The 21,066-nt window shown below is 43.5% G+C and carries 21 protein-coding genes; 6 read left to right on the top strand and 15 right to left on the bottom strand.

Annotated elements, in window-relative coordinates; all coding sequences use genetic code 11:
* Positions 1 to 27: 27 nt before the first annotated feature.
* Positions 28 to 1,044 (top strand): lipoate--protein ligase, encoded by a 1,017-nt coding sequence (locus tag L3V23_RS09110; RefSeq protein ID WP_237292231.1) that lies wholly within the window; start codon positions 28 to 30, stop codon positions 1,042 to 1,044.
* A gap of 62 nt (positions 1,045 to 1,106) precedes the next feature.
* On the opposite strand, the gene L3V23_RS09105 is transcribed toward L3V23_RS09110, so the two are convergent.
* The 5 genes from L3V23_RS09105 to L3V23_RS09085 all read right to left on the bottom strand — a co-directional run bounded on the left by L3V23_RS09105 (position 1,107) and on the right by L3V23_RS09085 (position 6,136).
* Positions 1,107 to 1,283 carry a hypothetical protein gene (locus L3V23_RS09105; RefSeq protein WP_180980392.1) on the bottom strand — a complete coding sequence of 59 codons (177 nt, stop codon included), beginning with the start codon at positions 1,281 to 1,283 and terminating at the stop codon, positions 1,107 to 1,109.
* A gap of 67 nt (positions 1,284 to 1,350) precedes the next feature.
* Entirely contained in the window at positions 1,351 to 2,277 is a 927-nt protein-coding gene (locus L3V23_RS09100) for a Gfo/Idh/MocA family oxidoreductase (RefSeq protein WP_102967585.1), read from the bottom strand.
* A gap of 111 nt (positions 2,278 to 2,388) precedes the next feature.
* On the bottom strand, positions 2,389 to 2,919 hold the full coding sequence (locus L3V23_RS09095; RefSeq protein WP_042479288.1) for an MltR family transcriptional regulator: 531 nt from the start codon (positions 2,917 to 2,919) through the stop codon (positions 2,389 to 2,391).
* An 84-nt stretch (positions 2,920 to 3,003) separates the two neighbouring features.
* Positions 3,004 to 4,149: a mannitol-1-phosphate 5-dehydrogenase gene (locus L3V23_RS09090; RefSeq protein WP_042479285.1), complete on the bottom strand. Its 1,146-nt coding sequence runs from the start codon at positions 4,147 to 4,149 to the stop codon at positions 3,004 to 3,006.
* A gap of 94 nt (positions 4,150 to 4,243) precedes the next feature.
* Positions 4,244 to 6,136, bottom strand: a complete 1,893-nt coding sequence (locus L3V23_RS09085) for a PTS mannitol transporter subunit IICBA (RefSeq protein ID WP_102967630.1) — start codon at positions 6,134 to 6,136, stop codon at positions 4,244 to 4,246.
* Positions 6,137 to 6,986: 850 nt separating this feature from the next.
* Here L3V23_RS09085 and L3V23_RS09080 point away from each other — a divergent pair.
* Positions 6,987 to 7,934 (top strand): M23 family metallopeptidase, encoded by a 948-nt coding sequence (locus L3V23_RS09080; RefSeq protein WP_042479282.1) that lies wholly within the window; start codon positions 6,987 to 6,989, stop codon positions 7,932 to 7,934.
* 8 nt (positions 7,935 to 7,942) lie between these two features.
* Positions 7,943 to 8,308, top strand: coding sequence for a polymer-forming cytoskeletal protein (locus L3V23_RS09075; RefSeq protein ID WP_042479278.1), 366 nt, complete (start codon positions 7,943 to 7,945; stop codon positions 8,306 to 8,308).
* 74 nt (positions 8,309 to 8,382) lie between these two features.
* Here L3V23_RS09075 and sstT read toward each other — a convergent pair whose 3' ends face one another.
* From sstT to L3V23_RS09040, 7 genes are all read right to left on the bottom strand, one after another.
* The gene (gene sstT, locus L3V23_RS09070) at positions 8,383 to 9,603 is read right to left on the bottom strand and encodes a serine/threonine transporter SstT (RefSeq protein ID WP_042479275.1); all 1,221 of its coding nucleotides are present in this window, start codon (positions 9,601 to 9,603) and stop codon (positions 8,383 to 8,385) included.
* A gap of 233 nt (positions 9,604 to 9,836) precedes the next feature.
* Positions 9,837 to 10,895 (bottom strand): ribosome small subunit-dependent GTPase A, encoded by a 1,059-nt coding sequence (gene rsgA / locus L3V23_RS09065; RefSeq protein WP_237292230.1) that lies wholly within the window; start codon positions 10,893 to 10,895, stop codon positions 9,837 to 9,839.
* 300 nt (positions 10,896 to 11,195) lie between these two features.
* Complete coding sequence (locus L3V23_RS09060) at positions 11,196 to 11,645, bottom strand: copper chaperone PCu(A)C (protein WP_042479261.1); 450 nt, start codon at positions 11,643 to 11,645, stop codon at positions 11,196 to 11,198.
* A 4-nt stretch (positions 11,646 to 11,649) separates the two neighbouring features.
* Positions 11,650 to 12,252, bottom strand: a complete 603-nt coding sequence (locus L3V23_RS09055; protein ID WP_237292229.1) for an SCO family protein — start codon at positions 12,250 to 12,252, stop codon at positions 11,650 to 11,652.
* Positions 12,249 to 12,677: a hypothetical protein gene (locus tag L3V23_RS09050; protein WP_237292228.1), complete on the bottom strand. Its 429-nt coding sequence runs from the start codon at positions 12,675 to 12,677 to the stop codon at positions 12,249 to 12,251. The genes L3V23_RS09055 and L3V23_RS09050 overlap by 4 nt, the downstream gene beginning before the upstream one ends.
* 150 nt (positions 12,678 to 12,827) lie before the next feature.
* A complete protein-coding gene (locus tag L3V23_RS09045) occupies positions 12,828 to 13,748 on the bottom strand; it encodes a DUF368 domain-containing protein (RefSeq protein ID WP_237292227.1) in 921 nt (306 codons plus the stop codon).
* A gap of 94 nt (positions 13,749 to 13,842) precedes the next feature.
* Positions 13,843 to 14,595, bottom strand: a complete 753-nt coding sequence (locus L3V23_RS09040; protein WP_237292226.1) for a flagellar brake protein — start codon at positions 14,593 to 14,595, stop codon at positions 13,843 to 13,845.
* Between the two features lie 123 nt (positions 14,596 to 14,718).
* Between L3V23_RS09040 and L3V23_RS09035 the strand changes: the two genes are divergently transcribed.
* Positions 14,719 to 14,997: a GNAT family N-acetyltransferase gene (locus tag L3V23_RS09035; RefSeq protein ID WP_042479243.1), complete on the top strand. Its 279-nt coding sequence runs from the start codon at positions 14,719 to 14,721 to the stop codon at positions 14,995 to 14,997.
* Here L3V23_RS09035 and L3V23_RS09030 read toward each other — a convergent pair.
* Entirely contained in the window at positions 14,986 to 15,951 is a 966-nt protein-coding gene (locus L3V23_RS09030) for an endonuclease/exonuclease/phosphatase family protein (protein ID WP_102965166.1), read from the bottom strand. The genes L3V23_RS09035 and L3V23_RS09030 overlap by 12 nt on opposite strands.
* Positions 15,952 to 16,064: 113 nt before the next feature.
* Here L3V23_RS09030 and L3V23_RS09025 point away from each other — a divergent pair, with 113 nt between their 5' ends.
* Positions 16,065 to 17,240: an MFS transporter gene (locus L3V23_RS09025; protein WP_042479239.1), complete on the top strand. Its 1,176-nt coding sequence runs from the start codon at positions 16,065 to 16,067 to the stop codon at positions 17,238 to 17,240.
* Between the two features lie 185 nt (positions 17,241 to 17,425).
* Entirely contained in the window at positions 17,426 to 18,973 is a 1,548-nt protein-coding gene (locus L3V23_RS09020; RefSeq protein WP_237292225.1) for a PAS domain-containing methyl-accepting chemotaxis protein, read from the top strand.
* A gap of 94 nt (positions 18,974 to 19,067) precedes the next feature.
* Here the strand turns inward: L3V23_RS09020 and L3V23_RS09015 are convergent, their stop codons facing one another.
* Together L3V23_RS09015 and L3V23_RS09010 are read right to left on the bottom strand one after the other, a co-directional pair.
* Positions 19,068 to 19,412, bottom strand: coding sequence for a DUF3316 domain-containing protein (locus L3V23_RS09015; RefSeq protein WP_042479229.1), 345 nt, complete (start codon positions 19,410 to 19,412; stop codon positions 19,068 to 19,070).
* Between the two features lie 288 nt (positions 19,413 to 19,700).
* The gene (locus L3V23_RS09010; RefSeq protein WP_237292224.1) at positions 19,701 to 20,993 is read right to left on the bottom strand and encodes a hypothetical protein; all 1,293 of its coding nucleotides are present in this window, start codon (positions 20,991 to 20,993) and stop codon (positions 19,701 to 19,703) included.
* Positions 20,994 to 21,066: the final 73 nt, after the last annotated feature.

Here is a 21,066-nt window from a genome sequence, read left to right as displayed (position 1 = left end):
CTTATCCCCTAGAAGGAACAGAACTTGATGAGCAAAACCCGCATTCTAATCTCAGATTCCACTAACCCTTGGTTTAATTTAGCCGTCGAAGATACCATTTTTCGATCTATGCCTTCTGACCAAAGGGTGCTGTTCCTTTGGCGCAATGCCGATACTGTGGTAATTGGCCGCGCACAGAACCCGTGGAGGGAGTGTAAGACAGACAGAATGGAGCAAGACGGTGTAAAGCTCGCTCGTCGTCAGACAGGGGGAGGTGCGGTATTTCATGACCTAGGTAATACCAACTTTACTTTTATGGCCGCAAAGCCTGAGTATGACAAAGAAATCTCAACCAACATCGTGCTAGCAGCTTTAGCGAAGCTGGGCATTAACGGTGTGGCGAATGGTCGTAACGATTTGGTGATAGAAGATGAAGCTGGAATTAAGAAGTTCTCGGGGTCGGCGTACCGTGAAACCTTAGACAGAGGTTTTCATCACGGCACGTTATTGCTCAGTGCAGACTTGAACCGCCTTGCTGATTACCTCAATCCTGATGAGAAAAAGCTGCAAGCGAAGGGCATTACTTCCGTGAAATCTCGTGTAATCAACCTCAATACGGTTAAGCCAGATATCAATCATGAGCAAGTGTGTGAAGCGATTATCGAAGCGTATTTAGAACATTATGACGAGTCAGTTACTGCTGAATGGATCACGCCAGAAAACTTCCACGATTTACCAACATTCAGTGATAAGTTCGCTGTACAACAAAGCTGGGATTGGAATTTCGGACAAACACCACCGTTTACTCATCGCTTGGATGAACGTTTTACATGGGGTGGGGTAGATGTGTACCTAGATGTAGAGAAGGGGACTATCCTCGAAGCGAAGATCTTCAGCGACATGTTAGACCCACTGCCGATGGAGCTATTAGCGCAGAAACTGGCGAATTTGAGTTATAACAGATCAAGCATTGAGCCGTGTATTACCACACTGGCTTTGCAAATGCCTCAATACTCAGAAGTGCTGAATGAGTTTAAACCGTGGTTTATCAATCAAATTGATTAGCGTGTGCCGTTTCAATTCTAAAGGATAAAGATGAAAACCGAGCCTAGCAGCTCGGTTTTTCGCTATTCTTCAGGATAGTCTCGGCGTTGGTTGTGTTTATCTTGCTGAACCTGCCAGTGTTCGTTTGGGTCGTAGGCTTCATCACATAAGTCGATGGTGAATCCCATATCCTGAACTTCTTTTAAAGTGAGGTTGTCAGCCAGTTGAGTGACTTGCCCAGCTTTGTTTCTTAATTCCATATACCCTCCCGTTGTGCAGTCTAGGAATAGAGTGGCAACGAGTTAAGTATAGGCGATACAGATCTTTTTAGAGCGAACTGTGAATTTTATTATAAAGAGCTTCTGCTAGCTGGTGGCTGGCAAGATTACGCTCGATGACGGATGTTGAAATTGAGCCTTTCTCCACAACGCTTATCCAGTCTTTAATCATGTGTGCAAAGCCTTTGCTTTCTAACATGGGTGTCCAGTCTTTGAGTGACAGTGAGGTTTGTTGGTTGTTCGCCCAGCGAGTACCTGAAACGAAGGAGTCAAACTCATACGCTTCGTTGACCAAATGAGCCTGTATACGTTCGCCTGTGATGCCATATTGACGATTCATTGATGCATGCAATAGTGTTTCGCCATGCTGCCATTGCACATCAATACGCGCCAGTTCATTACCAGACATTTGATGCGTGACATACACATCTTGCAGATCGGCTTTTGCGAACAGGTTTACGCTGTCCAGGGGGTGGATAAAGTCATCGAAAATAAAGGTTCGAATATCGCCCGTTAAGTTGTAGCGATGTTTTTCCCAACGAAGGGCGCGCAAGTTGTCGAGAGTACCCTGATGCAAGCCTGACAAATGTTGATTGAACAGCGGTATATGGCGGCGGTTAAAACCGACATACAGAGGCTGATTGTGCTTTTGTGCTAACTGGTAAAGTGTTTCGCATGCTTGAGCGCTGTCAGCCAATGGTTTATCTACAAATGTCGGGATTCCGTGGCTGAGAAAGAAACTGGCGATTTCAGGATGAATGGCCGTTGCTGCATGGATCATTACGGCATCAACATTAAAGCCAAGCAGCTCTTTGTAATCACGACAGTATGAAGAAACGCGGTATTGATTTGCGAGTGTCTTAAGCGCCTGTTCGTTACGAGTACAGAATACGAGTTCGATGTCAGGAATGGATGTGATTACAGGGAGATAGGCCTTTTGTGCGATATCACCTAGGCCAATAATACCGATTTTCATTGCACGTTCTCATTTAACGAATAATGGTCAGAAGGCTAACATGCTGATGAAAAAACGGTAGTGTCATGATTTAAAAGTGGGAATGTGAGGGCATTAACTGTAGACAGTTGTTTAAAAAGGGCTCTCTTTGTTGAGGTCATTGCATATTTCAATGATCGCTAGAGATAAGCCGGATTTAATCATCTGTTGCTGGCGTTGAAGCTGCAGATGGTAAAAGTCTAAGTCGATGTCTAAGTCTGGGTCCATTGCGTCAAAAGGAACCATGCCCGACTTTTTCACTAGGTTCAGTTCTTTGATTTGAGCAACGATGTTTGGATCGGTAAAGGTATACTCTGAGCCGTCTTTATTCAGTTGATTGCGAATTTTGATAAAGCACTCAATATCGTGGTACACATCATCCGCAACAACACCCAAACCATAAAGCAGTTTGAGTCTGACAGAACGATTTCCTAATGGACCTGTATCGTGCAGTAGTGGACCTACTACAGATTGAACAGCGAAATTATCTTTACGAAAAATCCTTTCCATCAGATCGTTTATGGCATCACTGAATATCTCTACGGCAGCAATGAAATAACCACGAACGGAAGGAGCATCATTCAATCGTTCTAATATTTCAGTTTCGTTAATTGTGTTTACCATATAATGTTCTAATCGAATTTTGGGCTAGAGGGCTGAACGCCAGCCCTCTAAAGTTGTCGCTTTATATAACGTTCACTCTTTCTTTTAGAGTTGAGCGTATAAAGCTTCAATTTGTTGTATTTCTTTGCTGTTCTCATTCAAACCCGTGTAATGCGCTAGAGTCTTTTTCACGCCCACGTCTTGAAGAGATGCTTGCAGTTCTACTGCTTGCGGGTCACTGTCATTAGTGTATTTCAGTGCAGCCGCTACGCCTTTTAGTAGAGTGCCATTTGCTACGTTGTACTCAATGGTACCGAGCAAAGGTTTAATGAGTCGATCATTTGGCCCCAATTTTCTGATTGGTTGGCGACCAACACGATCCACTTCGTCAACAAGGTAAGGATTCGCAAAACGTCCTAGAATCTTTTCGATATAGGCTGCGTGTTTTTCTCTTTCAAACCCGTAACGATTAATCAGTACTTCACCGCTCTCTTCCATCGCTTGTTTCACTTCGCTACGAATAGCAGGATCTTCGATGGCTTCACGGATGGTTTTGTGGCCGGCAATGTTACCTAAATAAGCCGTCACACAGTGACCTGTATTCAGGGTAAACAGCTTACGCTCTACAAATGCCATTAGGTTGTCTGTGCATTCCATACCAGGAATGTTAGGGATGTCGCCTTTAAACTGAGTCTCGTCGACAATCCACTCGCTGAATGTTTCTACCGTTACTGCCAGAGGATCGGTTTCTCCGTCTTCTGCTGGCGGAACGATACGGTCTACAGCTGAGTCAACAAAACCAACAAACTGTTCTACTTGCGGCTTCACATCATCTGCTAGAAGCTCAAATACGGCTTCTTTTAGCTGAGTGGTGCCACGTACCATGTTTTCACAGGCAATAATATTTAGAGGCGAAGTCTTACCGCTCTTGACTCTTTTTTCAAGCCCCTGAGCTAATGTTTTTGCAATGATTCTTAAAACTGTAGGTCCAACCGCAGTAGTAATAATATCTGCTTCTTCAATACAGTCGACTACCGCTGGGTCATTAGAATTAATAGCAGTGACACCGGTTACAATCTCTGTAACGCAATCAGCGCCTACTACTTTTACAGGATATTCCTTTCGTTCAATCAGTGCATTTACAACCACCTGATTGACGTCTGTGAATGTAACGTGAATGTTTGCGTCTGCGAGTAACTTACCAATAAAACCGCGGCCAATGTTGCCGGCACCAAAATGCAACGCTTTCATAACATACCTTCCAAAAATTCAAATTTAAAAGAAGGCCAGTCGGGGGGAGACCGGCCTTAAGTTCATCGTGTAGGAGCATGGCTCAAAACGCTAATTAGCCATTTAATATACGAAGAACATCACCAGGGTTAGTTGTGGTCTTCAAACACTCGATGGCTTCTTCGTCATCAAGTGAGTTGGTGATAGCAGTGATAACTTGAATATGTTCATCACCTTGCGCAGCAATACCGATAACCAATTTCGCTACATCATCTTCGTCTTCACCCCACTGAATACCTTCAGGGAATTGGCAAAAGACGATGCCGGTTTTCTTAACGTATTGCTTAGCTTCGATAGTTCCGTGAGGAACGGCGATGGACTCACCCAGATATGTAGACACCAGTTGCTCTCGAGCTAGCATGCCTTCGACATACTCAGGTGCTACATTGCCCAGTCTTACAAGTTGTTCACCAGCAAACTTGATCACTTCTTCTTTGCTCTTCGGAGTTAAGCCCAAGAAGATGTTTTCATTGGATAGCTTTAGTGTTTTGTCTTCACTAGAGTTAGTGTTTGCTGGTGTTTCAGGCTTTTTTAGAGCGCCCTCTTTAGCCGTGGTAAGTTCTGCAACTAAGTTGTCGTACAAAGCGTTATCAAGGAAGTTTGATAGCGAAATGTGCTTAGCATTAGCAGCATGTTTACGTGCGCGGTCAGTAAGATCACGGTGAGTGACAACGATATCTACATCGTTTGGAAGGTTGTTAATTGCTAGGTTTGTTACTTCGATATCTAGTTTTGCAGCATCAACTTTCTTGCGTAGCAAGCTCGCACCCATCGCACTTGAACCCATACCGGCGTCACAAGCTACGATGATTTTACGAACTGCACCCATGTCGATGTTTGCAGCAACTGGGTTTTGACCTTTAGAAGACGCTTTCATGCCTTGCATTTGGCTAGTTGCTTGCTCTAGAGAATCGTCATCTTCAGTTGTTTGCTTCTGAGTTTTCATCAGTAGTGATGCAACAAAGAATGAAACAGCTGCTGAACAGATTACTGATAGGATAACGCCAGTGAATGCAGATTTTGGTGTCATCAGTAGAACTGCGAAGATAGAACCAGGAGATGCTGGAGATACAAGACCAGAATCGAACAATACGTTAGTGAATACACCAGTCATACCACCTGCAATTACAGCGATGATTAGACGTGGGTTCATAAGTACGTATGGGAAGTAGATCTCGTGAATACCACCTAGGAAGTGGATGATTGAAGCACCAGCCGCTGATTGTTTAGCACTACCTTTACCAAATACCATGTAAGCGATAAGTAGACCAAGACCTGGGCCTGGGTTAGCTTCGATTAGGAAGAAGATTGACTTACCTAGTTCTTCTGATTGCTGAATACCAAGTGGTGAGAAGATACCGTGGTTAATCGCATTGTTCAGGAATAGGATTTTAGCAGGCTCAACAAAAAGTGAAGTAAGAGGTAGTAAACCTGATTCAACTAGAGTGTTTACGCCAGCAGCAAGGCCAGTAGAAAGTACTTTCACTGCAGGACCGATAACCAAGTACGCAATGATTGCGCAGATCATACCGATGATACCAGCAGAGAAGTTGTTCACTAGCATTTCGAAGCCGCTTTTCACTTTACCGTGAACAGCTTGGTCGAATTTCTTGATAGCAACAGCGCCCAGAGGACCTGCAATCATTGCACCCATGAACATTGGAATGTCAGTACCAACGATGACACCCATAGTGGTTACTGCACCAACAACTGCACCACGATCGCCTGCAACCATTTTACCACCGGTATAACCGATAAGTAGCGGTAGCAAGTAAGTGATCATAGGACCTACCATGCTGGATAGTGTTTCATTTGGAATCCAGCCAGTAGGAATGAATAGTGCTGTAATAAAGCCCCAAGCGATAAATGCGCCGATGTTCGGCATTACCATATTAGAAAGGAATCGGCCAAAATTTTGTACCTTGACCTTTGCTTCTGGTGATAACATAAGTTTACCCCGTTCGATGTTCTGATTAGTTTTGTTGTAGTAACGGTTCGCCAAAACCGCTGATTGAATAACACTCAATAAATTTACCACACAATTTCTAGTTGGCTCTGAGAACGGGTTTTTTGTGATCAACCAATCATAATTGATGCCATTCAAATAATTTCTTTGTGATCTTCTTCATTTTTCTACTATGTAATTTTGTTACAAATTGTTCATTTAAAAAATGTCAATAAATATTAAATGATCAATATCTCGTTGTGGGTAAAAAATCATTTTTAAATAAGTCGACTCGTGTCACATATTTGCCAAATTAAAGACTTTGTAAGATTTTTAGAGTGATCATAATCACGCTTGTGTATTTATTTCACACTTTGAAATAAATTGGAAAAATAATTAATGAGATATTTGTAATTTAGATACAGGGATTATGGTGTACAAAAAGCAGCCAGATTTGGTTTTTGGGTATTCTCAAGTTGGCAATGAAACGGACAAGTTTCATGCGGTATTTATGTGCTTTGTTGTATATTTGTGCCCTCATGTTTTTGTTTAAATAGAAAGCAATCAGTTGTAGGTTTGCAGGGGTAACTTAACGCCATGCTCTGATTCGTTTGTGGGTAGAATCTTAATCTTGGGTTTCTCTTATTAGCATAAATGTGCACTAATATGAGTAAACACTAAAGTAAATCAGTCACTTAGTTTCATATCTATTTGCATTTCATGAATGATTAATAACAAGAAAAAGTCGCTAAGAAGTGTGAATTGGAAGCAACTACGGCAACCAAGTGGTTTAGCCAGTTGCATTTCCTTGCTAGAATTCCGCCACTTTCAATATGGACACTAGAATTTGTGAATGAAAGAGAACGTAATAGTTTCCGTTTCGTCTATTAACGGAACACGGCATTTCCATCTCGGGAAGCTCTATCGGTACTGCTTGAAAGGTGTTGGTTATTTGCTTATTGCCAGTGTGCTTGCCACAGGAGCATTTATTTATAAGCTGGTAAACGATGCATATTTTGCGCGCTTAAAGCAGATTGAGTTGGAAAATAAATCATTAACACTGTCTGAGGAAGTTTCTTCCCTTAAAAGTTTGAAAGCCAGTTTAGAGGGAGACTTGCTGGAGCGCGAAGAAAAAATACAGCTTGTTTCAGATAAGCTAGGTGACCTTGAGAAAGTGCTCGGAATGGGAGAGACATCTTCCGAATTGGAGTCTCGTTTAGATACGGCTGCAATTACATCATCGGTCAGGATGGTGATGTTGACTCAAATTCCAAGCGGTTCTCCTGTACAAAAAGGACGAATTTCGTCTAGTTATGGTAAAAGGGTTCATCCAGTTACGGGTAAAACAGCATTCCACAGAGGCCAAGATTTCGCGGTAAATACTGGGACTCCAATTTATGCACCAGCAGATGGTGTTGTGGAAATCACCCGTAGGAGTAATCAAGGCTCGGGTAATTTTCTGCGCTTATTGCATATGCACGGATTCAGCAGTTCATTCTCACATCTACAAAAGTTCGCAGTTAAAAGTGGCGACTTTGTACAAAAGGGTGACTTGATAGCATATTCGGGCAACAGCGGTCTTTCTTCTGGACCACATTTACATTATGAAATTCGATTCGTCGGCCGTTCATTAGATCCCAAGCCTTTTGTTCATTGGGGGATAAATAACTTTGAGACGATATTTAGTGAGGTTAAAGGTATTCGATGGGAATCTTTGGTAAATCAAGTCGAGCTAAGAGTCAGCACTCAGCTACCACTCTCATTGCAAAGGGCTGTTCAATCAACGGAAAATTCCGGGTAGAAAGCAATATGCAAGTGGATGGCACGGTTGAAGGTGAAATTCACGTAGATAAAACTTTAATCATTAGCGAATCAGGTCGTGCTGTTGGTGAAATTTTCGCTAAACACCTTGTGATTAACGGCGAGTTTGAAGGAACTTGCCACGCAGCTAAAATAGAAATCCTTAGACGCGGTAAGGTCACAGGTACCATCTACAGTGACGATTTAAGTATCGAACAGGGTGGCCGCTTCAATGGTGTTACTCATCCTGCAGAAAACAACACTGATAACAAATCAGTGGTTGAACTTGCAGACAAGGTGAAAGAAGTGAAAGCTCAAGAGACTAAAGTTCAAGAGATGAAAGATCACGAACCTAAAGTCGCTGCGAAGAAGTAATGATTTAAAGTCATAAAAAAATCCGCCCAATGAGGCGGATTTTTTTTACAACGGCGAGTAACTATAGTTACTGCTTATTTTTGAGATTTCTTGTGCTCTGCTTTACATACAGCAGCTGTGAACACAACGTCCGTTGAACTGTTTAGCGCAGTTTCAGCAGAATCTTGAATCACACCGATAATGAAGCCAACAGCAACAACTTGCATCGCAACGTCATTTGAAATGCCGAACAGGCCACATGCTAGAGGGATCAGAAGCAGTGAACCACCAGCAACGCCTGATGCACCACAAGCGGATACCGCAGCAACGACACTTAGCAGTACAGCAGTCAATAGATCAACTTCAATGCCTAGCGTGTTTACAGCAGCAAGTGTAAGAACAGTAATCGTGATCGCTGCTCCCGCCATGTTGATGGTTGCACCTAGAGGAATCGATACTGAGTAAGTATCTTCATCCAGATCTAACTTCTCACAAAGAGCCATGTTAACAGGGATGTTTGCTGCGCTTGAACGAGTGAAGAACGCAGTTACACCACTTTCACGCAAACATTGTAGAACTAGTGGGTATGGGTTTTCGCCTGTCTTAACGTATACGATCAATGGGTTAACGATCAGAGCAATAATTGCCATTGCACCTAGTAGAACCGCAAGAAGCTGAGCATAGCCCGCCAATGCGCCGAAACCTGTTGTCGCAAATGTAGACGCCACAAGGCCGAAGATACCGAATGGTGCTAGGCGAATGATGAAGCGAACGATTTGAGAAACACCGTGGCTCAGATCTTCAAACACTGCTTTTGTTGTTGCTGATGCATGATGCAACGCTAAACCTAAACCAACACCCCAAGCCAAAATACCGATGTAGTTCGCTGTCATCAGCGCATTCACAGGGTTATCAACCAGTTTAAATAGAAGGGTGTTCAGTACTTCTGCAATACCTTGTGGAGGGTTTGCACCTTCAGCGCCCGCAACAAGTGTCAAAGTTGTTGGGAAAAGGAAGCTAAGTACAACGGCTGTTAAAGCAGCGGTAAATGTGCCTAGTAGGTATAAAACTACGATAGGACGCATGTATGTGTGTTGGTTTTTCTTTTGATTTGCAATCGACGCGGCTACCAAGATGAAAACAAGTACTGGCGCTACGGCTTTTAGAGCACCGACAAAAAGGTTACCAAGTAAGCCAACACTTTGCGCAGAATCTGGAGAAACAGTCGCCACGATAGCACCTAAAACGATACCAACGAGGATCTGAAGCACCAGATTGCCACGAGCGAAGCGGGCAAAAATATTGTTGCTTTGCATAATTATCCCTGCAATGAATAAATAGTTTGAATTGTAATGTTTACAGCAGTACTTGCTGTAGGGGGGTAATATTAACGTTGCAGGACAATGTGTCTAGGATTTATTTATAGATAGAATAATATTTAACAGAGATGTTGAATTTCGACACATTTTTGATGAAATGTTGCGTATTTGTAGCGCATATATTTTATAAAAATAAAGGGTGAAATATCACCCTTTGCTAATATTCTGGATTAATATCCTTTTTCCCTAGATTGTTTTTCCTTAATCACGCTTTTGACGTGTTTGTGAAAATCTTTCTCTTTGGAACGCCTTTCCGCAATCGATTCACTATTGCGTGCTTGCTCAGCAAGAAGTTTGCGATAGTTACGCAGTCTTCTTTCATCAAGCTCTTCACTTTCTATCGCTTTTAGAACGGCACAACCCGGCTCGCTAATGTGTTTGCAATCGCTAAAGCGGCACTTGTCCGCCAAATTGGCAACGTCTGCAAATACTTCTTCGATGCCTTGTTCACAATCAGAGATTTGAAGCTCTCTCATTCCTGGCGTATCAAGTAACAATGCACCTGAAGGCATAGAAAGCAGTGAACGTGATGTGGTTGTGTGGCGGCCTTTACTATCGTGTTCACGAATACCACTGGTTTCTTGTATGTCACTACCCATCAGCGTATTGACTAAGGTAGATTTACCCACACCAGAAGAACCCATAACGGCTATCGTTTTTCCAACTTTGCACCATGCTTTCAAACTCTGACAGCTTTCGCTGGACAGCGCGTTGATAGATTCCACGTACAGCATTGGATTCAGTGCCTGAACCTGCTGTTTTTTGTCATCCGCATCGTCACATAGATCGGCTTTAGTCAGCACAATAACAGGCTCTACTTGAGCTTCTTTCGCAAGAGCCAGATAGCGTTCTATTCGACTGAGATTAAAGTCTTGATTGAGCGATGAGACGATAAACACGGTATCAACATTAGAAGCGATAAGTTGTTCGTAAGACTTAATACCTGCGGCTTTTCTACTAAAAAGCGACTGGCGGTCTAGCAACTTAACAAACTGGTTCGTTTCGCGGTCGAGCAGTACCCAGTCTCCAACGGTCATTGGAGGCAGTTTTGCGTGAATATCTAAGTGAATTTCGCCGTTCTCTGTCCAACAAATGTAGCCAGTCCGGTGATGTTCACTAATACGCGCGGGAATTGCCGCTTCTAATTCATCCCAGCTTAATTGTTGCTGGTAAACAGGTCGCCATCCTAATTGTGGCAAAGAAAGTGATAAAGTTTCGTTTAAACTCATTTGGTTACCCCAGACACGCGTAGGTACGCTGTCTTATAACGCAATTAAATATGACTAGGGCCGAATAAAGGTGTGACCCCGGTTTAGTTGAACACCGGGCAATTCGAGGGAAAGAAAGAGTTGAAGATTAAGCTTTCTTCTCTGAAGTTGCGCGGTGGGTTTTAAGTACAATCATCAAAATCTCCTAAATATTTCTGGTTTAAATCTATGCAAATAATAGCAGAAGAGGCGGGAATGCCCACCTCTTTTTTATGGTCTTATCAATACAAAAGTTGGACCGCAGCTGCAGTCGCTTTGGTATTAATTATGTTCCATTTTCATGCCACTCATGACCTTTTTAACGGGTGCTTTAAAAGTGAGTTGCTCACCATTTTTGAAGGTGAGTTGAATATCGATTTCTTCATTTTCAGCCAATGGTTTTGGCAGTTTAAATAACATGATGTGGAAGCTACCCGGCTTCAATTCCAGTTTGCCTTTGGCCGGGACTTTTAACTCTGAAACCTGACGCATTTTCATCACATCACCTTCATTGATGACGTCATGCAATTCTACTTTTCCGGCTGCTTGTGTGGTTGCTGAAACAATGTATCGGTCAGTGTCGCTTCGGTTAACAATGTCACCAAATACTGCGCTGGTTACTGCGGTAGGAGGTGTCGCTCTCGCGTAGGGGTTATGAACCATGATGTCCATTTTAGCGTAGGCTAAAGGGCTTGCTAATAAGCTGATAAGTAACAGGGCTTTACCTTTCATTGTTTCATCCTTTTGTTGGTTGAGTGACTTCTTTTATCGCTTCCACTATTGGCGCAGGGTTCTGCGTATGTGGAACTTTTGTTATTAGAGTGCCATCGGGTTTTAAGAAATAAAAATAGGAGCTGTGATCGAGTGTGTACTTGAGCTCCGAGTTAGGTAATTCGGTTTTACGAAAAATCACGCCGTATCGATTCGCCAACGATGCTGTAATATCCAGAGAGCCAGATAGGCCCTCTATCATTGCATGGAAGTAGTGAGCATAGGTCGCAGAAGACTCTGCATCATCACGCTCTGGATCTAACGAAACAAACATGGGTCTTAGCTGTTTTTTTGTTTCATCATCAATCTGATTTAATGCCCCTGCCAGCATGGCAAGCGAAGTTGGGCAAACGTCCGGACAACGAGTAAAGCCAAAATAGACAATACGGATACGCTTGTCCGACGTATCAAAGATATTCACCGCTTGGTTTTTTTTACCGTACAGTGTTACATCAGACGCGGATTGCATCTCTTCTTGTTCTAGCGTTTTCTGAGAATCAAAATAGCTTTTGGTACCAAAACCAAGTACGAATGCCATGATTAAAACTAAAGACCAATTTTTACTCATCGTTCCATCCTTAATGCTGGTAGAACCGTTGTTTTACCGTCAGTGAGTTGTCCTACCCATGTCATTGAGTCACTGGTACATACGGGCAATATGATGTCAGATTCAAATTTGCCAGACTCTGCTTTTTTAAGCACGTATTTTACGGTTCCCATGTCCATTTCGACACCTTGTAGCCGCAACTCAAGCTGCTCAGAATCGTTGTTAGGCCATGAAACCGAGAGACGATTTGCCACCAGAGGATGTACTTTGTCCTGAGCAAGAGTCATTGAGATACTCTGTTGTGAGCAAGGGGTCGTTGACAATACACAGTACTGAGACAGATCAGCGCTCTTTGTCTCAGATGAGAAGAGCTTAATGATGTCGCTTGCAAAGAAACCAGCAAGAAGTGCGGCAATAATGAAGAGTAGTTTTAACGCTGAACGCATTTTCTTACACATGGTTAGGAAAGGTGTGCGCATCCTAGCATAAACGGAGATTAAGTTTAGGAAAAGTAGGGCAAAATGTGGAAGGGTTCAAGCAAACATTGAGGAGATGAATAGGCGACTGAAGCCGCCTATTAAGGGAATCTGAAACGATTAAACGTCGTGTTTCTCTGCGTATTTTTCTAGTCCCAAAACTAATGCGATTGCACAGCACATAAAGACAACAGCAATCACTAGCTGCGAAGACTGAGAGGTGATCGCTTCAAACTCAAATGGCGACAAGTTGTGCTGAACCAGTGGCACTTGTTCACCATGAGAGTTAGTGCGCCATGAAATCGTCTCTTTCCACGGCCAGATTTTCGGCAAAGTGCCCAGCATTAAACCCGTGAGGAACATTAAGGTGACTTCACGGAATCGTTTAAGCAGCCAAGAAAGCACGTGAGAGAAACTCAGTAAGCCAATCACACAGCCAGATAAAAACAATAGTAAGACGTCGATTTGTGCGTTTTTCACCGCACCCAATACCGTTGCATACATGCCAATTAGCAGCAAAATGAAACTGCCTGAAATACCCGGCAAGATCATCGCGCAAATAGCAATTGCACCTGCAAAGATGATGTTGATGTTGCTAAGTTCGAGGCTCAGTGGTTTCAAAATCGTAATGCTATAAGCAAAGGCGACACCTAGAGCCAAACATACCCAACGCGATGCGGTTTTGTGCTCCACTTGTTTGAGCATGTGGAACACCGAAACAAGGATTAAGCCAAAGAAGAAAGACCAAGTTGGGATAGGGTGGGTGACCAATGCCCAAGAGATAAGTTTTGCAAAAGTAGCAATGCTGGTGAATATTCCCGCAAACAGCGAAATGAGGAAAAAGCCATTAATATACTGGAATGCAGCGGCAAATCCTTCGCGCTTCCAAATGCCGAGCAAGCTTGGGTTTATGCGTCGAATACTTTCCAGCAAAGTGTCGTAAATGCCGGTGATGAATGCGATGGTACCACCTGAAACGCCGGGAACAACATCCGCTGCGCCCATCGCCATTCCTTTAATGAAAGTACTAAAGTAGTTCATTTCAAACCTTTAAATGAGAATAGTGACGAGGAGTATAACGAAAAAGGAACGTCCATACTCCTAGGTTTTGGTGAGATATCGAGATTTTAAGGCTTTATGCAATGCGCTCGATGTTCAACGTTAACTTGGTTCCGTTGAACTTTAACTGACTAAGTAGATTCTTAGCGTTCTTTTGCCCATCTTCGTCAAACTCCATTCCGTAACGTGCATAGTGGGTGGAACGTTGTAGGTTACAAACTTTACCCGTTAATGGCGCAAAAACTTTAGTGCCACGTTGATCTGCAAATATCTCTATCGAGACCATTTCACCGACTTGATACGTTTTACCTACTGGTGGGGCGATAAATCGGCAGCCACATTTGGATAAATCACGAACTTCGCCACTGGCTTTGTGTTCACCGCAGATCACTCTGCCTGGCAGATTGACGTCAAAGCGAGGTTCTTTTCTCAGTTGAGTTACTTGCATTGAGCTTGGTATTGACAGCATGGCCAGCGGGATTGGCTCTTGAACAACATGCAATAACTGACTGCGAAAGTGGATCATTGCGCCTTCGCCACGCGAAGATATTGCACGGATATTGATCCAAAAACCTTCTTGAAAATAAAAGCTCATATCACTGGCTGAGATATTTGGAATTTCAGCGAGAAGATACGTGTCAGAGTGAGTACCGATAAATGGTGTTCTACAGATAAACTTTGTGCCGACGGGAGTGGTAATATTCAGCTTCAATTCGCTACCGTGCTCGACCATTGCAAGAGCGTCGGTACTATTGAGGGTGATAACGGATTTAGTCGCTTTCGCGACATTTGTTTTAGTACTTTTAGTCGCTGTTTGCGGCGAGCTCATCCATAATCTCCAACAAGATAATTTATAATTTTTTTTAAGAGTTGAGATTTTATGGTGATGCATTCAGACTTTCAATTCGTCATGGTTATAAATTAAGACTTAATTATCATTTTGGATATAAAAATGGAACATACCGTTATTTACGACAGAGAGAACGAGTGCTTTCGCGTCCACCTTGAAGGTGACCATTACGCGGTTGTGCGCTATCAGTTCTTCGATAAGGCTATGCATATAACGTCAACCAAAGTCCCGCAAGAATTACAGGGAAAAGGCTACGGAAAAATTATGATGGAAAGCGTTTTACCACTGATTGAAACGCAAGGGTTTAAGATTGTGCCCGTTTGCAGTTACGTAAAACACTATTTAGACCGTCATCCGCAATGGCAACATTTACGAGCGTAATTCTAGCGTGACGCTCACAAATGCATGGTCACTGGCGAATTTATCCTGCTCGAAACTTGGGTTGACCAAATGCTGATCCTCAACATGAAAATCAATGACTTGGGCGATATTGCGGTCTGTCTCTAAGCCGAATTCGCTCGACATCAGTATGTAATCCAAAACTTGCCCTGAAGCTCCGGTGTAATGAGTTGGCTGACGCTGAACCTTTCCCGTATGGCAATACAGCTCCCAGCTATCGATAAGATGGTAGGGAAGGAGCGGCAGGTAAGAATCCGGCTGGCGAAAACGGTGAGTCGAACGTAAACAGGCGAACTCTTGGCTATCAAGCAGTTGGTTAAAATCACCCATTAGTACCACCGGATGCCCAGTGACTCGTTTTCTCTCCATGATCGCTTGATGCAATAGTGTTGCTTCGAATCCACGCTGCACAGTTGAAAGCCAGTTGCCATAGTTTTCTTGTTGCCATGTTTCAAACACGCTCGAACCTTCTTCCTTGTTTTCTAGTGTCGGGCGCTGTGATTTAAAGTGAACGATATAGGCATCCACTTTCCCCATTACAGGGTGATTCAACGTTGCTCGAAGCGGTTTACGATAGAAGGTAAAAGCATCATCAGAATTTGGTTTCTTGGCCTCAACGGCCTCTATTTCTGTCAGTTCATAACGTGAAGCAATACCGACTACTGGGTGAGTGTAAATGTAGTCTTGAGAGACCTTTGGTTGGTCTACAACAGCGAAATATGAATAACCTAGCGGCTTTAACTGCGCCTCCAGTGCTTCTGCGCTGAAGATCTCCTGAAACCCGACCACATCCGCATCTAAGGTTAATAATTTCCGTTCTAACCACTGTTGTTTTTTATGCCATTGGTTGAGCTCGTAAATATTATTGAACTCGTAAAATGCGTTAGGGGGAGAGAGATAGTTGAACAAGTTTGCGGTAGCAAAACGGATTTGCATCGATTGCTCCTATTTTTATTAGGATCTGGAGACCCTAGTATTAATAGTTAGGTTACAGCTAAAGCGGTATTGGTTAGACTGATAATATGATAACAAGGATGATAATACTTTTAATGAACACTAAAACTTGGCGTACCCCACAAAACTTCTTAATGGTTATTTCAGCAATTGTTCCGATTGCGTTTGCTAGCTGGATGGCACTGCTCAATAACTTTGTGATTGAAAAAGCGAACTTTGATGGAGCCGATATCGGTTTGTTGCAAAGTGTTCGTGAAGTACCGGGGTTTCTCGCTTTTACTGCTGTTTTTGTTCTGCTTTTTATCCGAGAGCAACGCTTTTTGTTGATCTCCCTTATGATGCTGACGTTAGGTACAGCAATCACGGGGTTGTTTCCTTCTTTGACCGGCTTGTTGCTAACCACTTTGTTGATGTCTACGGGTTTCCATTATTTCGAAACATTAAAGCAGTCATTATCACTGCAGTGGCTCAGTAAAGATGAAGCACCAGAAATGCTCGGTAAGATGATCTCTATAGGCGCACTGGCGTCGCTGCTGACTTACAGCGCATTGTGGATCATGCTTGAGCAACTGCATTTAAGTTATGAATGGGTGTATGGCATTACTGGCGGACTTGCTTTGGCTCTAGTTATTGTCGCTGCCGTTGCATTTCCAGAGTTCAAATCGGCTACACCGCAAAACAAGAAATTGGTTTTACGTAAGCGTTACTGGCTTTACTACGCTTTGACCTTCATGAGTGGTGCTCGCCGCCAGATCTTCACTGTGTTTGCTGGCTTCTTAATGGTTGAGAAATTCGGTTATACAGCAGCAGACATCACGTTACTTTTCTTAATCAACTACGGTTTTAACTTCTTATTTGCCAAAAAAATTGGTCGTTTTATCGGTGTGGTTGGCGAACGCAAAGCGTTAATTGTTGAGTATGTTGGCTTGATTGGTGTCTTTGTTGGCTATGCTGTGGTGACAGATGCACACTGGGCTGCGGGACTCTATGTTATAGACCATCTTTTCTTCGCCTTGGCTCTGGCTGTGAAAACCTACTTTCAAAAAATCGCCGATCCAGCCGATATGGCGTCGACAGCGGGTGTGGCATTTACCATCAACCATATTGCAGCCGTCATTATTCCAGTCAGTTTCGGTATGCTATGGCTCATATCGCCAGCGGCGGTGTTCTATATCGGTGCAGGAATGGCGTGTGTATCACTGCTGCTATCTCTGAATATTCCTAAACAGCCAGAAGAAGGAAATGAAGTACGTCTATTCCGTTGGGCTTGATGTAGTTAAAAACGGTACGATGCAAAAATGTTCATTTGTCTCAGTTATGATAAGCATCTTATTGATAAGTTTCTGAATTGATTAGGGTCAAAGTCGCGACGGCTATCCCATGTTAAAAAAGCTGCAAAATATATCGTAATTTTTGAAATTACATTTCAACATGAACGTTAGTGAGCGCTATTTGCATGGAAGTTACTGAAAATAAAGATTACCCAGATCACGTCAGTTTTATTTCTACAACTGATCGTTCTAGTCACATCACTTATGCGAACCAAGTGTTTTGTGATATTGCAGAGTACTCGCAGGAAGAGTTGCTGGGTAATCCTCACAACCTAGTTCGTCATGCAGATATGCCTAAAGCGGCGTTCGGACAACTATGGAGCTACATCCAGGAAGGCAAAAGCTGGATGGGCATAGTTAAAAACAAATGCAAAAGCTCTAAGCATTACTGGGTTTCTGCATTCGTCACACCGATAAAAAACGAAAAGGGCGAGATCATTGAGTATCAATCGGTTCGCTCTAAACCCACGGCTGAACAGGTGAAGCGCGCTGATGCGCTTTACAAAGCAATTAACGCGGGTAAAAAAATCTCCCTTACGCGTTCTCCTTTAACCAAACTTCTGATGTTGGTAAGTGTTCTTGGGTTGGCAACCAATCTATATTGGATGTTGCAGCAGCAGACTTGGCTATTGGGTGCGCTTTCCAGTGCATTTCTGTTAGCGCTAATGGTCGGAATCGCCTATGTACAGCGCCGATTAAGTCATTTGCAGGCATTGGCTAAGGAAGCATATTCCAATCCGCTGTTAGAAAAGGTGTATACCGGCCGTCGCGACGAATTTTCCCAAGTAGAACTCGCTCTTATGATGCGCAAGGCCGAGTTAAGAGCTGTTACAGCGCGAAGCGGTGATACTTCTGGTCGTATTTTGAAAGATGCCCAACATGAATTTGAAACGGCCAAATCGATAGAGCAAAGCTTAACCGCGCAACATGCAGAAACGGAACAAGTCGCATCAGCAGTAGAGGAACTTACATACTCTATTCACGATATCGCCAGTGCGGCTTCGCTGACTTCTCAACTCACTCAGGAAGCTCGTTCTGAATCCATTACTGGCTTAAAGAGCATTAAAGCAACCGTGAGCAAAGTTAATGAGTTGGATAAAGAGCTGCTCAACAGCCAGACTATTTTGAAAACATTGTCTGCCCATACCAAGCAGGTTGAATCGATCCTAGATGTGATCAGTGCGATTTCAGAGCAAACCAATTTACTTGCGTTAAACGCGGCGATTGAAGCTGCACGAGCTGGAGAGTCTGGTCGGGGATTTGCTGTGGTGGCAGACGAAGTTCGTCATTTAGCGATTAAAACCAATGACTCGACAACCGAAATTCATAGCATGATTACAGAACTGCAAGATCTTGCGGCTCAAGGTGTAAACGCCATTCAGCGTGGTTCAGATTTGTCTCAGCAGTGTATTGTAAGCGCAGACGAAACTGGCGGGATGATCAACGATATCACGTCAAAACTGGAGCAGGTATCTGACAGAAGTCAGCAGATAGCGGTTGCAGTAGAGCAGCAGGCGATTGCGACCAAAGAGATCACCGCGAATGCGGTCAATATTAAGACGTTAACGGAAAAAACCGCTCAGTCTTCGGCTGACTCGGTGAACCGTACCAGAGTGTTGGTAGCAAATCTTAAAGAGTTGCAGAGACTCATCAGTCAGTTTGAACGTAACTGATAGATCACCTGTTAGTTTGGTAAGCAGCAAATTGATGACACTCCGTTGTCATCAATTTAGCGTGACTAACTTATATAGGGGTAAGAAGTCGAGGCTAGTTGTTATGATCTTTGATGTCGTATTGGTAATCAACATTGACTAAACCGCGATAAGACGTTTTGTCCGGTTCAACCATAATTGATTCAACTTTCAGTTCGCTGTTGTTGATTTTAACGCTGTCTGGAACAACCAGAGGTTCAACAACACCTAGCTTGAAAGTGAGCTCTTCCGAAGATAACTCTCTCAAATCGTGAATAATTTTGAATCCTGCTTGCTGCGCTTTTTGTTCAGAATTGAACACTTCTGTTTGCAGTGTGGTTTCTGATTGTTTGGTTTGGGTAGCAGCCAATACACTACCGCTTACGACCATCATAGTGATTAATGCGAGCGCTTTTTTCATGTGAATACTCCTTTAACTGTCGTTGTTATGCCCTTCCGACAAAAAGCGACACGGTGTTGATGCTATTCATCTGCCCGTGACAACTTGTTGTTTGGGTATCATGTGCATGTTGAGCACGAAATTATCCTAACAACAGACATGTAAGGAGTCCGTCAACCAATGTAAAACGATAGAAATCTTATCTTCAACTTTCTGACAATCCTGATTTAGTTGCGGTTTTTTCTAACACTGTAAAACTATTGACCAAATTTTGTTCGCATTATTACGTACACAGTAAGGTTTAGTGCGTTATATCTGAGTCGAATACCACCAGAGCACAGAACAGCAAACCAGATACATGATGGTGATGTAGCGCCAGTTGGCCTTAAGCAATGCTTTTGCACTGATATCGTAGCGAGACTGAATACTGAGTTGGACACCAGAAAAAGGCGAGGCGGTAATGCCTAATGACCAGCCCATCAGCAGAGTCAGCCCAAGCATATTAGGGTCTGCCATTGAAGGCGCAAGCACACTGCCTGCCAGTACCACACTGGTCACTGGGTGCATTCCTGTCATCGCCAAAGCAATCAGTACGGCGACAGTCACACTAGCTTCAATCGGGCCAAAATGTTGCGGTGCTAATTGAATGTTCATTGCATCTAAAGAGGCAGCAACACCGGAGGCGAGCATTGCAGCGGCAGCAAACAAAACCACTTCGCCGCTGGAATTGGCAATCCCAGACTCAATATGGTTACGTGCCGCGACAATTGCGTGATAGCCCTTATTAATCAGAAGCCACAAAGCGATAAAGCACAAAGACGTTAAAGTCACCAGAGAGAGCACGCTAATGTGCGGATAGAACTTATGAGCGGCGATCACAACGGATGCAAGTAAAGCGGGCATCCACAAAGAGTAGATAGAAATTGGGTAGCCCGAAACAGAGTTTGCATCTGTGCGGCGAACAAGTTGCCAGCCGCTTATGGCTAATGCCACTGCGCATACCGGAATACCGTAGCTTACCAAGGTACCAAGTTCTGAGCCGGGAGCACTGGTCAACGCTAAACCCATAGAAGCAAAAAACGGTGACCAGAACGCACAGGCAGCGAAGCCTCGAAGTAACACTAAACCTTGAGTTGTGCTGAGTTTGCTTTGTGTTGCCAGCTTATCGCCGATAATCATAACGGAAGAGATGTTGAGCACAGTGCCAAATAGATGAGCGCCAAGCAGAGTCCGAATCACAGCGCTTTTGCCTTGAGGAAGCGTTTCTCCTGTTTTGACGCTATTGACTGCGAAAATACGAAGAAACCCAACACCGACGATCATCGCCACCACGTTTTGGTTGGCATCTAAGGCTTTTAACAGATAACGTCCATCAAGCCCTTTGAACACTCCGTAGAGCAAGCCAATTGAGCCTACTGCGATGAGCAGGATAATTTGTTTTCTCTGTGTTGGTTTGACGTAGGGCACGAACAGCATGACGACTAGCCAGATAGGAATTCCCGCCCAGTAGCCGCTGAATAGACCTGTGATCTGAGCGACGAGCGAAAGTAATACGCTAAGCATTAACAACCAGCCGCCAGTAGCAGCAACAGAGGGTTTCATAGTTTTAAGTACGCCAAACAAAAAGTGAATGAAATGTAGGGAAGTGGCGATATTTGTTGGAATTATTTTTGTT

Origin of the sequence: Vibrio sp. A1-b2 (assembly GCF_021726015.1) — a bacterium.
Lineage (GTDB): Bacteria > Pseudomonadota > Gammaproteobacteria > Enterobacterales > Vibrionaceae > Vibrio > Vibrio diazotrophicus.
This window is presented reverse-complemented; position numbering and strand designations above follow the sequence as displayed.

Excerpts from the sequence above, each read along its gene's own strand:
- L3V23_RS09110 (WP_237292231.1), top strand. The coding sequence starts at position 28 with ATGAGCAAAACCCGCATTCTAATCTCAGATTCCACTAACCCTTGGTTT.
- L3V23_RS09105 (WP_180980392.1), bottom strand. The coding sequence starts at position 1,283 with ATGGAATTAAGAAACAAAGCTGGGCAAGTCACTCAACTGGCTGACAAC.
- L3V23_RS09100 (WP_102967585.1), bottom strand. The coding sequence starts at position 2,277 with ATGAAAATCGGTATTATTGGCCTAGGTGATATCGCACAAAAGGCCTAT.
- L3V23_RS09095 (WP_042479288.1), bottom strand. The coding sequence starts at position 2,919 with ATGGTAAACACAATTAACGAAACTGAAATATTAGAACGATTGAATGAT.
- L3V23_RS09090 (WP_042479285.1), bottom strand. The coding sequence starts at position 4,149 with ATGAAAGCGTTGCATTTTGGTGCCGGCAACATTGGCCGCGGTTTTATT.
- L3V23_RS09085 (WP_102967630.1), bottom strand. The coding sequence starts at position 6,136 with ATGTTATCACCAGAAGCAAAGGTCAAGGTACAAAATTTTGGCCGATTC.
- L3V23_RS09080 (WP_042479282.1), top strand. The coding sequence starts at position 6,987 with ATGAAAGAGAACGTAATAGTTTCCGTTTCGTCTATTAACGGAACACGG.
- L3V23_RS09075 (WP_042479278.1), top strand. The coding sequence starts at position 7,943 with ATGCAAGTGGATGGCACGGTTGAAGGTGAAATTCACGTAGATAAAACT.
- sstT (WP_042479275.1), bottom strand. The coding sequence starts at position 9,603 with ATGCAAAGCAACAATATTTTTGCCCGCTTCGCTCGTGGCAATCTGGTG.
- rsgA (WP_237292230.1), bottom strand. The coding sequence starts at position 10,895 with ATGAGTTTAAACGAAACTTTATCACTTTCTTTGCCACAATTAGGATGG.
- L3V23_RS09060 (WP_042479261.1), bottom strand. The coding sequence starts at position 11,645 with ATGAAAGGTAAAGCCCTGTTACTTATCAGCTTATTAGCAAGCCCTTTA.
- L3V23_RS09055 (WP_237292229.1), bottom strand. The coding sequence starts at position 12,252 with ATGAGTAAAAATTGGTCTTTAGTTTTAATCATGGCATTCGTACTTGGT.
- L3V23_RS09050 (WP_237292228.1), bottom strand. The coding sequence starts at position 12,677 with ATGCGTTCAGCGTTAAAACTACTCTTCATTATTGCCGCACTTCTTGCT.
- L3V23_RS09045 (WP_237292227.1), bottom strand. The coding sequence starts at position 13,748 with ATGAACTACTTTAGTACTTTCATTAAAGGAATGGCGATGGGCGCAGCG.
- L3V23_RS09040 (WP_237292226.1), bottom strand. The coding sequence starts at position 14,595 with ATGAGCTCGCCGCAAACAGCGACTAAAAGTACTAAAACAAATGTCGCG.
- L3V23_RS09035 (WP_042479243.1), top strand. The coding sequence starts at position 14,719 with ATGGAACATACCGTTATTTACGACAGAGAGAACGAGTGCTTTCGCGTC.
- L3V23_RS09030 (WP_102965166.1), bottom strand. The coding sequence starts at position 15,951 with ATGCAAATCCGTTTTGCTACCGCAAACTTGTTCAACTATCTCTCTCCC.
- L3V23_RS09025 (WP_042479239.1), top strand. The coding sequence starts at position 16,065 with ATGAACACTAAAACTTGGCGTACCCCACAAAACTTCTTAATGGTTATT.
- L3V23_RS09020 (WP_237292225.1), top strand. The coding sequence starts at position 17,426 with ATGGAAGTTACTGAAAATAAAGATTACCCAGATCACGTCAGTTTTATT.
- L3V23_RS09015 (WP_042479229.1), bottom strand. The coding sequence starts at position 19,412 with ATGAAAAAAGCGCTCGCATTAATCACTATGATGGTCGTAAGCGGTAGT.
- L3V23_RS09010 (WP_237292224.1), bottom strand. The coding sequence starts at position 20,993 with ATGAAACCCTCTGTTGCTGCTACTGGCGGCTGGTTGTTAATGCTTAGC.